Below are 14,144 nucleotides of genomic sequence, written 5' to 3' on the forward strand. Positions count from 1 at the left end.
TTGCAAGCGGAACTTTTTATAAACGGGCAATCTGCACGATCTACAGGGACCCAATAATTTTCAAGTCATTGATATATATAGGAAAAATACTCGAACTCAGATTGGCACAGCGCTTGCGATATACCAAGTAACCCTGCCGCCAACGAGGTTGGCGCAGATTCTGAGAAAAACAGGAGTTACTCGTATGAAGAAGTTCGCTATCGCTGCTGCTACCGCCACTGCTCTGACTCTGACCCTGGCTAACGTAGCCATGGCTCAAACCTCTACTCAAGCTCCGATGATGGTTGCCGCTGGTGAAATGACCAAGGCAAAAGAAACGACCTCCGATACCTGGATCACCACTAAGGTTAAATCGGACCTGCTGACTGAAAAAGGCATTCCAGGCTCCGACATCAAGGTTGAGACCAACAAAGGTGTGGTTTCCCTGTCGTCCACCGTCGCTGTGACCGACGCGCAAAAGAAAACCGCTGTTGCGATCACCAAGAAAATCAAAGGCGTCAAAGCCGTTTCGGCTGATGGCCTGAAAGCCGAATAAAACGTTTCGAAGAACCGTACGAACGGACGATTGGCGGCCAGGGAGGCTGCCGGTTGGTCGATTGAAGGTTCATGCGAAGGCCATACGGATGTGGCCATTACAAGCCCTGGCATTTATGCCGGGGCTTGTTCTATTCAGGGCCCACCCAGTTAGGGCCCACCAAGCCCGCTCGTAACCCCGCAAATGCGCTTGAGCGCACGTTTCACAACCGATAATTCCCGGAGCCTGTCTCCTGACGCATTTCCTGCGTATATTTGTGTCCGGTCGGATACAAGGCCGTTCCCAAGACTGCACCCGATCAAAAACTTTCACCAGGATTTGCCGTCCTTTCGTCGTCCTGACGGGGATGGGCAGTGGGCACCTTGACGCCCGCGATGCTAATTTGCGCTGCCCCCGATACCTCATAACAAGGCAAACGTCGCGATGGATAATGTCTCAACTGCCCCCATGCGAGGGCTCCGGGCGGACCCTCCGCCCAGCGTGTGGTTATGGCGCTCTGGCGCTGTGATGCTGACATTGGCCATTTTTCTTACGGACTGGCTCAGCTCGCTCGACGTCGCCATTGCCGTGCTTTATGTGACCGTCATCCTGATGTCCGAAGACCTGTTCTCTCAACGGGGGCTCGTCATTGCCACGGTCGGGTGTGGTGCGCTGACGCTGCTTGCTTACCTGTTGACCCATGGCCTTGAGTGGGCCCACGGCACAGTCTGGCTGATACCGGCGTTCGGTCGCTGCCTGGTTAGTCTCTGCGCCATTGCGATCACCGGCTTTCTGGCCCTGAAAAACAAAGCCTCCAAAGAGGCACTGCAAACGCAGGTTCGCTTGCTGCACCGCAGTGAAGTTCTGCTGGCAGGCGCTCAGCGCCTTAGCCTGACGGGCAGTATAGGATTGAGGATGCCGAGCGCCGAAATGTGTTGGTCCGACGGCGCGCGGCGCATTTTTCAGGTGGATGAGCCGTTGAATCCCTCCTTGGAATACGTATTCAGTCGCGTTCATCCAGAGGACATTCATGGCTTCAAAGGCTTGATCCATGAAGCGTACGTTCAGCACGCCCCTGTTGATACCGAGTTTCGTTTGATCATGCAGGATGGCTCCTCCAAGTTCCTGCGAATGCTGGCTCAGCAGATCCACGACGCTTCCGGTGACTGTGAATACGTCGGCGCGTTGATGGATGTCACTGCGACCAAACTGGCTGAAGAAGCCCTGCACCGCTCCCAGGCTCAGTTGGCGCACGTCACCCGTGTGACGATGTTGGGGGAGATGGCGGCGTCTATCGCCCATGAGGTCAACCAGCCGCTGTCGGCGATGACCACGAATGCCGAGGCCGGGTTGCGTTGGCTCGATCGGGAGGTCCCGGATGTGGCGGAGGCGCGAAGTGCCATCGAGCGGATCAAGGGCGAGGCTCATCGCGCCAGCGAAGTCATCCGGCGTATTCGTGTTTTGTCACGCAAAACGGACCCCCGGCACGTCTCCACGAATTTGCAGGATGTCCTGGTCGAATCCATCGCGCTGGTGCGCAGGGAGCTCCTGCGGCATCGCGTGATTCTCGACCTGAAGCCGGTGCAGGGGAGTGTGGAAGTCAAAGGGGACCGGGTGCAGTTGCAGCAGGTCATTATCAATCTTCTGATGAACGCCATGCAGGCCATGGCAGGCATGCATGGCAAGAACAGGACGCTGGCCGTGCACTTGACGGCTGCGCCACAAGGCGATGTTTTGCTCAGCATTCAAGACAACGGGCCGGGTATCTCGGCCGCGAACCTCTCCAGCTTGTTCATTCCGTTTTTCACCACGAAACCCGAGGGGATGGGCATGGGGTTGTCCATATGCCGTTCGATTATCGAAGCCCATGGCGGACGCATCTGGGTCGAAAGTGAGTTGGGGCACGGCGCGACGTTGAGTTTTTCGCTTCCTGTCAGTGAGCGGATTCGCTCATGAGTGCGGCTGAGATCACCCCGGTCGTTTTCGTCGTGGACGACGATCCTGCCATTCGGGCGGGGGTCGACAGTTTGTTGCGGTCCATGGGCATGCGGGTGCACACCTTCGCGTCCGGGGCCGAGTTTTTGCAGCACCCGTTCGAAGACGTGCCTTCGTGCCTCATTCTCGATGTGCGCCTGCAGGGCGAGAGCGGCCTGGATTTTCAGGTGCGCCTCACGGAAATGAAGGTGCCGCTGCCCATCGTCTTTGTCAGTGGGCACGGTGATATCGCCATGTCGGTCAAGGCGATGAAGGCCGGGGCGCTGGACTTTCTAGTGAAACCCTATCGCGAGCAGGACTTGCTCGATGCCGTGACGCTGGCGTTGCAGAAAGATGCCAGGCGGCGCGAGGCGGGCAAGACGAGCGGCCAGTTGCAGGCTCGCCATAAAACGCTGACGGCTCGGGAGCAGGAGGTCATGGCGCTGGCCGTCACGGGACTGATGAACAAGCAAATCGCCGCCGAGATCGGGCTGAGCGAAATCACGGTTAAGATTCACCGGGGGCATGCCATGAAAAAAATGCAGGCCCGGACGTTCGCCGACTTGGTAAGAATGTCGCAAGCCCTCGAAGAGCGCTGATTTCCGCAGCCTGAGTCACATCAGCCGCCGCCCCTCGTAGCCTTTCAAAATGCCGATCTGTCCTCCGAATGGATGACCTCATACGTGAGTATGAGCGGGCCAACCTGATGGCTAATCGGCATTATTCATCAGCAGTGCTAATTTCCCCGCCGTTCCTGGAAATCCGTTTTCAGGCCGCCATCAATTCGTCAAACCAATGCCTAAAGCGCACCTGGACGATAAGGGGATACGCACGTGCTTTTGAGGACAATCAGCATTGGAACCCGCGCAGCGATCGGGTTCGCGATCATCACGCTGGCCATGTTGTTCGTCGGCTTCTTCAGCCTGATGCAAATGGCCAGATTGGACAGCGCGACTAACCGGGTCAATGACATCTGGATGCCTGGCATCATCTCGGTTCAGAAGCTGTCGCTGAGTATCAATACCCTGCGCCTTGAAGGGCAGCGTCTTCGTGGATCGAGCGACCCTCAGGTACGTGACAAGAGCAAGGCGTTGATCCGCCGCGTGGAAAAGGATCTCGACGATCAACAGGCTGAGTATCGCGCTCGTCAGGTGGGCCCGGATGAAGCGGTTTTGCTGGATTCGATCAAGGTGTCGCTCGATCGCTACATACCGGCATTGGATGAGGTGATTTCTCTGATCGACGCTCAGGTGCCTGATCAGGATCAACTTGAGCGTCTGAACACGACGCTGACCACTCTGGGCGCTGACCTGACCCGCAACATGGATCAACTGGTGAAGGTCAACGAAGCAGGCGCGAATGCCGTTGCCCGGCAGAGCCGCGAGCTGTACGGCAATATGCAGTTGATCGTCGGTTTGGTGCTGACGCTGTCGGTGGCGGTTACGGTGGCATTGGCGTGGCTGTTGACTCGCAGCATCGTCGGGCCGATCCGGGAGGCAGTGGCCGCTGCCCAGATGATCGCCCGTGGTGATCTGAGTGGCCGCATCGATGACGCCGGGTCGGACGAGCCAGCCGCGCTGCTCCAGGCCATGGGCGACATGCAACAGCACCTGCGCTCGACCATCGAGGGCATCGGCGTTTCGGCCAGTCAACTGGCCGCTTCAGCTGAGGAAATGAGCGCTGTCATGGGCCACAGCTCCCAGGGTTTGCAGCAGCAATGCGCGCAGATCGAACAGGCAGCAACGGCGGTCACGGAAATGAGCAGCGCTGTTGACGAAGTCGCTCATAACGCCATCAGCACATCGGAATTGTCGCAAGCGTCCGATCATCAATCGCAGAAAGGCCACGAACAGGTCAGCGAGACCATCGCGCTGATTCAAGGGCTGGCGCAGGAGGTGCTGCAAGCTTCCGCTGAGGCCGAGAGTCTGTCGCGCTATACCGATGAGATCAGTTCGGTGCTGGGCGTGATTCACAGCATTTCCGATCAGACCAACCTGCTGGCGCTCAACGCGGCCATCGAGGCGGCCAGGGCGGGGGAGGCGGGGCGCGGGTTTGCGGTGGTCGCCGATGAAGTTCGCTCGCTGGCCAAGCGCACGCAGGCCTCGACCCTGGAGATCGCGACCATGATCCAGAGCATTCAGTCCGGGACCAGCGCCACAGTGTCTGCGCTGCAAAGCAGCGCCGACAAAGCCGGGCAAACACTGGACCGCGCACGTGCCGCAGGGCATGCGCTGGAGCAGATCACGCTGGCCATTTCCAGGATCAACGAGCGCAATCTGTTCATCGCCTCGGCCACCGAGCAACAAGCGCTGGTGGCGCGGGATGTGGATCGCAGCCTGCTGACGATTCGTGATCTGTCGACCCAGTCTGCCGCGGGTGCCACACAAACCAGCAGCGCAAGCGGCGAGCTCTCGCGGCTGGCCATTAACCTCAACGGCATGATTGCCCATTTCGCGCTATGAGCGACGTGACATGACCGATTTCGTCGCAACGAATAACCCTCAACGCATCACGTGCTTGCTTCCGCCGGAACCCGAGCCTGCCTCGGCCGAGGCGGGCCGTGACACCGTTCAGGCGTGGCCGTGGGTGCTGCTGGCCGTGGCGATTGTGGGATTGCTCTGCGGTTTGCTGGGGTTGCTGTACCAACAGGCGCAGCGCCAGGCGATGTCGGACGTCGGCAACCTGAATCGTATCCTGGAGTCGCGGCTGAACGGTACGTTCTATGAAGCGCAGAGCGGCCTGCAAAGCATCGCGTCGCGCATGGATGAGGGGCCGCTTCATTCCGAGGGGAGTCCGGCGGTTCAGGCCTGGCAGTTGCGCGGGCTGGTGCGCAGATTCCCGGCCGTGGGCCATTTCGATGTGCTTGGGGCGGATGGGCGGTTTTTGTTCGACTCCGACGGCAGCAGTTCAACGGCGCCATCGTGCACCCAGCAATTTCGCGACTCGCTCCAGCACAAGACGCCTGCCGATTTGAAAGCCATGTCGATGGTGTTGGGCAGCGATGCACGCAGGGAAATGTTGTACATGGCGGTGCCCATCCTGGACAGCCAGCAGCGGCTGACTGGATGGATTGCGGCGAGTCAGCCGCTGAAAAATATTCTCGAAGCCATCAACCAGCTGGACGTCGGCCCTCATGGCGTCATTACGTTGCGCCGAGCGGATCAGTCGGATGCGGTGTTGCGTGTGCCTGCGGCCAAGCCGCATGTCTCTCCATACCCAGCCGACGACATCGACCGGCTCATGACGGAGGGCGCCCGAGAGGGCACGGTCGTCATGCGGTCTCGGGTGGACGGGGTCAGACGGCTGTACGGCTTCAAGCGGATCGGCAATTTCCCGCTGGTTTTGGTGGTGGGTCTGGCGGGGCAAGACTACCTGCTGGGATGGAAGTATACGGCCATTGCTTCTTCTTTGGTCTGTGGTGCGTTGTACCTGCTGATTCTCGGGCTGACCCTGCGATTGCGGACCAACCGCATTCGTCGCCAGCACGTCGTCGATGAACTGCGCGACAGTGCTTACCACGATGATCTGACCGGGTTGCCCAATCGGCGTTACCTGCTGGAGCGGGTGAACCGGGCCATCAAGGATTGCGGGCGCGGCCAGCGGTTGACCCTGATTTATCTGGACCTGGATCACTTCAAGGTCATCAATGACTCGCTTGGGCATGTGGCGGGCGACTCAATCATTCAGCATCTCGCCCAGCGTCTCGTGGCGCTTAAACCCTCGGTGGACACTGTCGCGCGGCTCAGCGGCGACGAGTTTCTGGTGCTGGTGGACGAAGACGACCACATGCTGCTGAACGAGCTGGTGGGGCGCATGCTGCGTGCGCTTCAGCAGCCGCTCGAACTGGCGGGCTACAACCTGTCGATGACCGCTTCAGCCGGCATCGCATCCCACATCGCCCATGGCCATGATTTCGGCTCACTGCTCAAGGCGGCCGATACCGCGTTGACGCAGGCCAAACGCAACGGGCGTAACACATGGGTGTTCTACGAGGCTGCCATGGGGGCGCGGGAACTGCGTTATTTGCATGTCCAGACCGAACTGCGTCAGGCCTTCGAGCAAAAAGAGTTGCAGGTCCACTACCAGCCCCAGATCGAGCTAAAAACCGGCGCTGTTATCGGGGCCGAGGCCTTGTTGCGCTGGAACCACCCCGGCGAAGGGCCGATCGCCCCTGACGAGTTCATTCCCGTGGCCGAATCCAGCGGGTTGATACTTCCGATCAGCCGCTGGTTATTGAGCGAGGTCTGCCATCAAGCGATGGCCTGGCAATCGGCAGGTTTCGGCGAACTGACGGTGGCGATGAACTGTTCTGCCGTCCAGTTCCGTCAGGGCAGTATGGTTCAAGAGGTCCAGAGGGCGCTGTATGACAGCGGCCTGAAACCGGAACTGCTGGAGCTTGAGCTCACGGAGTCGATCCTGATCGAAGATTCCGCACGGGTGCTGGAAACCGTTCACGGGCTGAAGGCGTTGGGCGTGCGCATGTCCATCGATGACTTTGGCACCGGCTATTCCAGCATGGCGTATTTGAAACGCTTTGCTGTGGACAAGCTGAAAATCGATCAGTCCTTCGTGCGGGGTCTGCTGAAGAACCCACAAGATGCCGCCATCGTGCAGGCGGTGATTACGCTGGGGCACAGCTTCGACATGAAGGTGATTGCGGAGGGCGTGGAGGACGCTGCCATTCTCGCGGCATTGACAGCGAAGGGGTGCAACGAAGCGCAGGGTTATCATTATTCCAAGGCACTCTCAGCGCCGGATTTCGACCTCTTCATGCAAGGTCGGATCGAAGCCAACTTTCTTGCGGAGCGTTGGGTGTAAGTGACAATGCCCTCGCCTTGGCGCGTTTGATCTCTCATGGAATGGCTTTGGTCTATTGCGGTCATACATTTGTATACTTCACCCACGTGGCCTGGCTGGGTAACGTGGTTTCCCCATTTAGCACCTCATACGATTCACATCGGCAAAGGTACTCCGTTTGTCCAGTTCTTCTCTGGTCGCCGTTGTCGATGATGACGCCGCCGTTCGCGACAGCCTCGACAGTCTTGTTCGTTCTCTGGGTTTTCAAGTCGCTGTCTTTTCTTCGGCCGAGGAGTTCCTGAGCACTGCCGAGTTGAATAACGTCGGCTGCCTGATTACCGACGTGCAAATGCCAAACATGAGTGGCGTTGAACTCCACGAGTATCTGACGGCAAAGAATATTCATATTCCCACCCTTTTCATCACGGCTTTTCCCGAAGAAACAGTGCGCAAGCGAGCCATGACCGGCAGTGCACTGTGTTTCCTGGCCAAGCCTTTCCAGGCGCATGTGCTGATCGACCACCTGAGTCGGGCACTGAGCTGAACCCCATGCCTGACGCCGCGAGTGGCCGTGCTTCGGGGCAGTCAGCATCGGTGCGCACTGTCCTGGTTCACGTTGGTCGAAATCATTCCATGACGTGGTGCGCGAGGCCGGGCATTGGCAGGGACCTTGGCGTGAAGCGCATCTTGGCGGGTGCATAACGCGGAGCGCGTCGCAACTTAGAAATCTGACGCCTGTCGCCAACTCTTTGAAGTTAGAACAAAAAACTGTAACGGCCGCGCTTCAAAAATTAGCATCGAACCGCGTGAATTAGAGGATGAGAGTAAATATTGACGCCATTTAATTAACGCGTGCTATCGCGCTGCTTAATCCCATGAAAAGCACTATCACTGAGCACAGATATTGCATACTGCCATTACTTGCCGAAATGGGTGAAGATTCGACTCACTTCCTCCGCCAATAATTCGACTGAACGAATATTCGGTCTCGGCGGACATAAATGAGTTACACGATGGGTTGCACAGATATTCCGGGCCATGCCTGAAACTCTTTTGCCGTGAGATTGAAAAGCAATGCCCACGATTCCCTTGTTGATTTGCGACGACTCCAACATGGCGCGCAAACAGCTGATCAGGGCCTTACCTTCCGATTGGGGGGTGTCGGTCACGACAGCGACCAATGGACATGAAGGCCTTGAAGCCATTCGCCAAGGGTTGGGTCAGGTGGTGTTACTCGACCTGACCATGCCGGACATGGATGGGTATCAGGCGTTGGCCGCGATTCGTGCGGAAAATCTTCAGGCCAAAGTCATCGTGGTGTCGGGCGACGTTCAGGAAGAAGCCGTGCGCCGCACGCTTGAACTGGGCGCCCTCGCGTTTCTCAAGAAGCCCGCCGATCCGGCCGAGCTACAGCTGACCCTCCAGCGCCTCGGGCTGCTGGATCATCCCGTCAAGACAGTTGCCGTTGCGCCCAAGATCGAACAGACGGCCATCAGCTTTCAGGACGCCTTCCGCGAAACCATCAACGTTGCCATGGGCCGTGCCGCTGCTTTGCTGGCGCGTGTGCTCGGCGTGTTCGTGCAACTGCCGGTGCCCAACGTCAACATGCTGGAGGTCGGCGAGTTGCACATGGCGCTCGCGGACGCCCAGGCCAGTGATCGGCTGACAGCGGTGTGTCAGGGTTACATCGGCGGAGGGATCGCCGGGGAAGCGCTGCTGATGTTTCACGACTCGGAAATCGGCGACATGGCGCAGTTGATGAAGATTCAGGACAGCGACTATTCCGAAAAGGAAATGCTGCTGGACCTGTCGTCGATCATCATCGGCGCCTGCCTGAGCGGCATTGCCGAGCAGATCGACATCGCGTTCTCCCAAGGGCATCCGCAGGTGCTCGGCGCTCAGAGTGGCATCGACGAGCTGATTCGCATCAACCAGCAGCGCTGGAAGAAGACCTTGGCGGTGGAGATCAGTTACAGCCTGGAAGGCCACCATATTCACTTCGACTTGTTGATGTTGTTCACCGAAGACTCGGTAGAGCGGCTGTCGCGCAAACTCGCCTACCTGATGAGCTGATTCATGAACGACCGTATCGACATCAAAGAGCTGCATTGGCTGCTGACCATCACCCAGAGCATCGACGTCGGCGTGGTGGTGCTGGATCACGAGTACCGGGTTCAGGTGTGGAACACCTTCATGGAAAACCGTTCTGGCGTGTTGCCCTATGAAGCCGCCAACCGCTCGTTCTTCGAGCTGTTCCCGGAGGTGAATCGGGACTGGCTGAAGAACAAGATCGACAGTGTGATTACCCTGGGAACCCCTGCGTTCACGATCTGGGAACAGCGGCCGTACCTGGTGCGTTTCAAGAGCTATCAGCCGATCACCGGGCAAGAAGATTTCATGTACCAGAACACCACGATGTTCCCGCTGCGCTCCACAAGCGGCGAGGTGTCTCATGTGTGCCTGGTGATCTACGACGTCACCGACGTGGCGACCAACCGCCTGCAATTGCAGCGCGCCAACAGCGAACTGCAGAAGCTGTCCAGTACCGACCGGCTGACCGGGCTGTACAACCGGGGTCATTGGGAAGAGGCGTTGCGGTTGGAGTATGCCCGCCATGTGCGCTACGGCTCGTCGGCGGCGCTGGTGATGTTCGACATTGATCACTTCAAGCGGGTCAACGACACCTACGGTCACCAGTGTGGCGACAAAGTCATTCAGCGCGTGGCGGATGTGATTCGTGAGCATATTCGCGACTCCGATATTGCCGGCCGTTACGGCGGCGAAGAGTACGCGGTGCTGTTACCCGACACCGATAAATACGGCGGCGGGATGTTTGCCGAGCGGTTGCGATTGGCGGTGGAAGCACAGGAAATCCTGCACGAAGGCGAAGTGATTCGCTGCACCATCAGCCTCGGTGTCGCCGACATGAACACCCCGCTGAGCGAACACAAGACCCTCATCGAATGGGCCGATCAGGCGCTGTATGCGTCGAAGAAGAACGGGCGTAATCAGGTGTCGTTGCATGAGGTGTGAGTGACTGCGACGCTCGCTACCCAAACGAATGCCCCGGATGTAAACGGAACCTGTGGGAGCGAATTTATTCGCGAGACATAAGCACAGGCGACAGATAGGGGTCGGATGTACCACCGCCTCGCGAATGAATTCGCTCCCACAGAAAAGAACCGCGTGTGCGCAGGGCTACGACAACTCCGCAAAATCACTCAACACGTCATCGCGCAGGGCAATGAAACGGGCGTCGCTGCGGTTGCGCGGGCGGGGCAGGTCGATGTCGACGATGCGACGAATGCGCCCCGGATGCGGCTGCATGACCACCACCCGATCCCCCAGGTAAACCGCCTCGTCCACGTCGTGGGTCACGTGCACCATGGTGATCTTTTCTTGCTGCCAGATGTTCTGCAACTCCCGCTGCAAGCGCGTGCGAGTCAGGGCATCCAGCGCGCCGAACGGCTCGTCCAGCAACAGCACGCTCGGGCGATTCACCAGCCCGCGCGCGATGGCCACGCGCTGGGCCATGCCCCCGGAAATCTGGTGCGGGTAAGACTCGGTGAAGTCCTGCAGGCCCACCAGATGAATATGCTCGCGCACAGTGTCGCGTTTTTGCGCGGGCGTAAGGGGTGCGTTTTTTAAACCTACCGCGACGTTTTGCTCAACGGTCAGCCATGGAAATAACCGGTGATCCTGAAACACGATGCCGCGCTCCAGCCCCGTGCCCTTGATCGGCTTTTCGTCCAGCAAAATACGCCCGTCAAACTCCTCATCCAGACCGAGGATCAGCCGCAACAACGTCGATTTTCCGCAACCGCTGGCGCCGACGATGGTGATGAATTCACCGGGGGCGATGTCGAGCTGAATGTTGTCCAGCACCTGCAATTGGGTGTCGCTGCTGGCGCCGGAGAAGCGTTTGCTGATGTTCTCCAGACGCAGCCCGTTGCCTTGCTGGGTGGGGAGAGGGAGCGCTTGACTGGCGGACATTGGGGAATTCCTTTGACAGTGTGGAAAGGGAAAACTAGCGCGGCGTGATGCCGTAGAGCCGTTGCATGCGACGTTCAAGGCGGCGAGCCAGGACGTTCAGTCCCCAGCCGACGAGACCGATGATCACCATGCCGAACAGCACCAGGTCCATCATGAAATGCTCGCTGCCGTCGATCAGCGTGTTGCCGATGCCGTCGCCGGACACCAGCAGGTATTCGGCGCCGATGGTGGCGAGCCACGAGTACACCAGCGCCAGGTAAATCCCGGTAAAGATCGAGGGCAACGCGGCAGGGAGCATGACGCCGATCACGGTCTGCCAGCGGCTGAAGCCGTACACCTTCGCCACCTCCAGAAACGCATTCGGCACGTTGCGCAAACCGTCGCAGGTGTTGACCACCACCGGCACCAACGCGGCGAGGGAGAGGAACACGACTTTCGCGACGTCGCCCAACCCGAACCACACTGAGATCAGCGGAATCCAGGCGAACAGGGAAATCTGCTTGAAGGTGTTGAAGCTGGGGCCAACCACGCGCTCGAAAATCCGGGAAAAACCCAGCAAACAACCGAGGATCAACCCGAGCACCGTTCCGATGAAAAACCCGCTGAGGTTGCGCGCCAGACTCGATGAAATCGCCCGCCAGAATTGGCCGGATATCACCTGATCCCACGCCGTCACCGCGACCTTTTGTGGCGAGACCAACAGGCCCGAATCGCTCCAGCCCTGATTGGCCGCGAGCCACCAGATCGCGACGCCGACCACGGGCACGACCCAGCCGCGATAACGGTGTTGGCGAGGAACGTGTGTTGCCGTCAACGAACTCATAGCACCCTCCCTGGCGTCACTGCCCGACCTTTGTTGAGACGACGCTCAATGACTTCGAACGCCCGGTCGATCAGCAGCCCGACCGTGCCGACCACGACCACCGCCGCCATCACCAGATCCAGCTGAAACAGCTGACGCCCGTAGGCGATCAGGTAGCCCAGCCCTTCGCTGGAAGCCAGCAGCTCGACGACCACCAGCGACAGCCAGGCTTTGGTGAAGCCCAGCCGAAGGCCGGTGAAAATCGGTGCGACAGCGGAAGGCAGGACGATGTCGGTGACGATCTGGCGCCGACTGAAGCCGTAAGCCTGTCCCACTTCCAGCAGGCGTTTGGGCACCTGATGAAAGGCTTGCAGTGTGCAGAGAGTGACCGGGACCAGCGCGGCGTGGGCGATCAGCACGTACTTCAGCGGCTCGCCGATGCCGAACAGCAGCAACGCGAAGGGCATCCAGCCCAGCACCGGAATCTGCACCAGCGCGTTGAACGTCGGCAGCAGGTAATCCTCGACGGTTTTGGACAGGCCCATCACCAGACCCAGTGTTACGCCGAGGCCCGAGCCGATGAGAAAGCCCACCAGCACCCGTTGCAGACTCGCCGACGCGTTAAGCCACAGGTCGCCCGTGCTGAACAGATCCGTCAGTGTTTGCCAGACGTACGCCGGGGGCGGCAGCACTTGCTCGGACAGCCAGCCACGCTCGGTGCCCACGTACCAGAGACCGAGCAGCGCGATGGGCAGCAGCCAGGGCAGGGCAAGGTTCACGGCGCGGGTTTGCCACGCCGGGGATGAGCGTTTGGCGGCCGCCACACGCCGTGGGGCGCGGGCGGGGAAATTGGGCAGGCGTTCGACCGGCGCCAGCTTTTTCGCGGGCGCCCGGTCTTGGTCGAGTAAAGGTGCGGTGGCTCTGGCCATGACCTCAGCCTCCGTTGTTGACGGTTTTATCCGATGACGCCGTGGCCGTGTTCGCCGTGGCTTTGCCGTCTGCGCCGTAAGCGGTCCAGTAGCCTTGCAGCCCCTTGGCTTTCAACGCTGTTTCCAGGTATTTGGTTTCGAACCAGCCGTCGATGGTCACCGGACGGCGAATCATCTTCTCTTCCTTGGCCTGATCGGCGACGGCCTGATAACGCGCCTTGAGGAAGTCATCCACCAGCGGCGAGGCGCTGTCGCGCAGGGTGATGTGGCCGAAGTCCGCTTTGAGCGAGGCCAGCGGCTCATTGGTCTTGGCCCACTCGTTCAACACGGCGTCGCGGTTGCTTTCGTCGGACTCCCACTTGGCCGCATCGACCAGCGTGTTGACGACTTTTTGCACGTTGTCCGCGTGTTCCTTTTCGTAGGCGCCGCGAACCACCAACGCGCACTGCCGGGTGTAGCGCACGTCGTTGTTCGGGTTGTCGAAAATGATGTCCACCAAGCCCTGATCCCGCAGCTTGAACAGCTCACGGCCGCCGAACGCGGCATCGACGCCTTTTGACGCCAGCGCAGCCTGACTGCTGCCGCTGTCGAGGTTGATCACTTTCAAATCGCGCTCGGTCAGGCCGTAGTCCGCCAGCAGATTGATCGACACCAGATGGCCGTTGGTGCCACGGAAGACCGCGACTTTCTTGCCCTTGAGGTCCTCAATCGTCTTGATATCGGAGCCCTTCGGCACCGCGAGATAAACGTTGGAGCGCACGCCGATGGCGGCCAGCAGCTTGGTGTCCAGACCGTTGGCGCGACCCACCACTTGCGGCAGGTCGCCTTCGTAGGCGAAGTCCAGTTGCTGGTTCGACAGCGCTTCGTTGACCGCCGGACCCGCGCCTTTGAAGAAGAACCATTGAATTTCGGTACCCGTGCCTTCGAAGGCTTTTTCCAGCAGTTGCTGGTTGCGCACGATGCCCAGCGGCGAGCCGCTGAAGGTCACAGGATCGCCGCCCCCCGCGCTGGCCACGCCGATGCGCAAAACGTCGGCCTCGGCCAAGGGCATCATCAGCAGCGCCGCCAGTGCGGTAGCTACGCTTTTTGTGCTGAATACAGATGTTCGCTTGGCCTTTGCCATGACGGTTCTTCC

The 14,144-nt window shown here is 59.4% G+C and carries 12 protein-coding genes; 8 read left to right on the forward strand and 4 right to left on the reverse strand.

Features of this window, described 5'->3' with window-relative positions:
- The first annotated feature begins 184 nt into the window (after positions 1–184).
- From ACIQAL_RS22765 to ACIQAL_RS22800, 8 genes are all read left to right on the forward strand, one after another.
- Positions 185–535, forward strand: a complete 351-nt coding sequence (locus tag ACIQAL_RS22765) for a BON domain-containing protein (protein ID WP_166597052.1) — start codon at positions 185–187, stop codon at positions 533–535.
- A 507-nt stretch (positions 536–1,042) separates the two neighbouring features.
- Positions 1,043–2,470, forward strand: coding sequence for a sensor histidine kinase (locus ACIQAL_RS22770; protein ID WP_401149704.1), 1,428 nt, complete (start codon positions 1,043–1,045; stop codon positions 2,468–2,470).
- Positions 2,467–3,087 (forward strand): response regulator transcription factor, encoded by a 621-nt coding sequence (locus ACIQAL_RS22775; protein ID WP_401149706.1) that lies wholly within the window; start codon positions 2,467–2,469, stop codon positions 3,085–3,087. Before ACIQAL_RS22770 ends, ACIQAL_RS22775 begins: the two co-directional genes overlap by 4 nt.
- A 234-nt stretch (positions 3,088–3,321) precedes the next feature.
- Complete coding sequence (locus tag ACIQAL_RS22780) at positions 3,322–4,950, forward strand: methyl-accepting chemotaxis protein (RefSeq protein ID WP_401149708.1); 1,629 nt, start codon at positions 3,322–3,324, stop codon at positions 4,948–4,950.
- A 10-nt stretch (positions 4,951–4,960) separates the two neighbouring features.
- Positions 4,961–7,306: a putative bifunctional diguanylate cyclase/phosphodiesterase gene (locus tag ACIQAL_RS22785; RefSeq protein ID WP_401149709.1), complete on the forward strand. Its 2,346-nt coding sequence runs from the start codon at positions 4,961–4,963 to the stop codon at positions 7,304–7,306.
- Positions 7,307–7,463: 157 nt separating this feature from the next.
- Positions 7,464–7,829 (forward strand): response regulator transcription factor, encoded by a 366-nt coding sequence (locus tag ACIQAL_RS22790; protein WP_166597048.1) that lies wholly within the window; start codon positions 7,464–7,466, stop codon positions 7,827–7,829.
- 530 nt (positions 7,830–8,359) lie between these two features.
- The gene (locus ACIQAL_RS22795) at positions 8,360–9,358 is read left to right on the forward strand and encodes a response regulator (protein ID WP_401149711.1); all 999 of its coding nucleotides are present in this window, start codon (positions 8,360–8,362) and stop codon (positions 9,356–9,358) included.
- 3 nt (positions 9,359–9,361) lie between these two features.
- Positions 9,362–10,318, forward strand: coding sequence for a diguanylate cyclase (locus ACIQAL_RS22800; protein ID WP_341959951.1), 957 nt, complete (start codon positions 9,362–9,364; stop codon positions 10,316–10,318).
- A 165-nt stretch (positions 10,319–10,483) separates the two neighbouring features.
- On the opposite strand, the gene ACIQAL_RS22805 is transcribed toward ACIQAL_RS22800, so the two are convergent.
- From ACIQAL_RS22805 to ACIQAL_RS22820, 4 genes are read right to left on the reverse strand one after another with little or no spacing between them, the layout of a single operon-like run.
- Positions 10,484–11,278: an ABC transporter ATP-binding protein gene (locus ACIQAL_RS22805; RefSeq protein WP_166597045.1), complete on the reverse strand. Its 795-nt coding sequence runs from the start codon at positions 11,276–11,278 to the stop codon at positions 10,484–10,486.
- A 34-nt stretch (positions 11,279–11,312) separates the two neighbouring features.
- Positions 11,313–12,101: an ABC transporter permease gene (locus tag ACIQAL_RS22810; RefSeq protein ID WP_401149712.1), complete on the reverse strand. Its 789-nt coding sequence runs from the start codon at positions 12,099–12,101 to the stop codon at positions 11,313–11,315.
- Positions 12,098–13,009, reverse strand: coding sequence for an ABC transporter permease (locus tag ACIQAL_RS22815; RefSeq protein ID WP_401149714.1), 912 nt, complete (start codon positions 13,007–13,009; stop codon positions 12,098–12,100). The genes ACIQAL_RS22810 and ACIQAL_RS22815 overlap by 4 nt, the downstream gene beginning before the upstream one ends.
- Positions 13,010–13,013: 4 nt before the next feature.
- Positions 13,014–14,132: an ABC transporter substrate-binding protein gene (locus tag ACIQAL_RS22820; protein WP_401149715.1), complete on the reverse strand. Its 1,119-nt coding sequence runs from the start codon at positions 14,130–14,132 to the stop codon at positions 13,014–13,016.
- Positions 14,133–14,144: the final 12 nt, after the last annotated feature.

This window comes from Pseudomonas sp. NPDC088368, from assembly GCF_044753445.1.
In the GTDB taxonomy this organism is placed as follows: Bacteria; Pseudomonadota; Gammaproteobacteria; order Pseudomonadales; family Pseudomonadaceae; genus Aquipseudomonas; species Aquipseudomonas bambusae.

Excerpts from the sequence above, each read along its gene's own strand:
- ACIQAL_RS22765 (WP_166597052.1), top strand. The coding sequence starts at position 185 with ATGAAGAAGTTCGCTATCGCTGCTGCTACCGCCACTGCTCTGACTCTG.
- ACIQAL_RS22770 (WP_401149704.1), top strand. The coding sequence starts at position 1,043 with ATGCTGACATTGGCCATTTTTCTTACGGACTGGCTCAGCTCGCTCGAC.
- ACIQAL_RS22775 (WP_401149706.1), top strand. The coding sequence starts at position 2,467 with ATGAGTGCGGCTGAGATCACCCCGGTCGTTTTCGTCGTGGACGACGAT.
- ACIQAL_RS22785 (WP_401149709.1), top strand. The coding sequence starts at position 4,961 with ATGACCGATTTCGTCGCAACGAATAACCCTCAACGCATCACGTGCTTG.
- ACIQAL_RS22795 (WP_401149711.1), top strand. The coding sequence starts at position 8,360 with ATGCCCACGATTCCCTTGTTGATTTGCGACGACTCCAACATGGCGCGC.
- ACIQAL_RS22800 (WP_341959951.1), top strand. The coding sequence starts at position 9,362 with ATGAACGACCGTATCGACATCAAAGAGCTGCATTGGCTGCTGACCATC.
- ACIQAL_RS22805 (WP_166597045.1), bottom strand. The coding sequence starts at position 11,278 with ATGTCCGCCAGTCAAGCGCTCCCTCTCCCCACCCAGCAAGGCAACGGG.
- ACIQAL_RS22810 (WP_401149712.1), bottom strand. The coding sequence starts at position 12,101 with ATGAGTTCGTTGACGGCAACACACGTTCCTCGCCAACACCGTTATCGC.
- ACIQAL_RS22815 (WP_401149714.1), bottom strand. The coding sequence starts at position 13,009 with ATGGCCAGAGCCACCGCACCTTTACTCGACCAAGACCGGGCGCCCGCG.
- ACIQAL_RS22820 (WP_401149715.1), bottom strand. The coding sequence starts at position 14,132 with ATGGCAAAGGCCAAGCGAACATCTGTATTCAGCACAAAAAGCGTAGCT.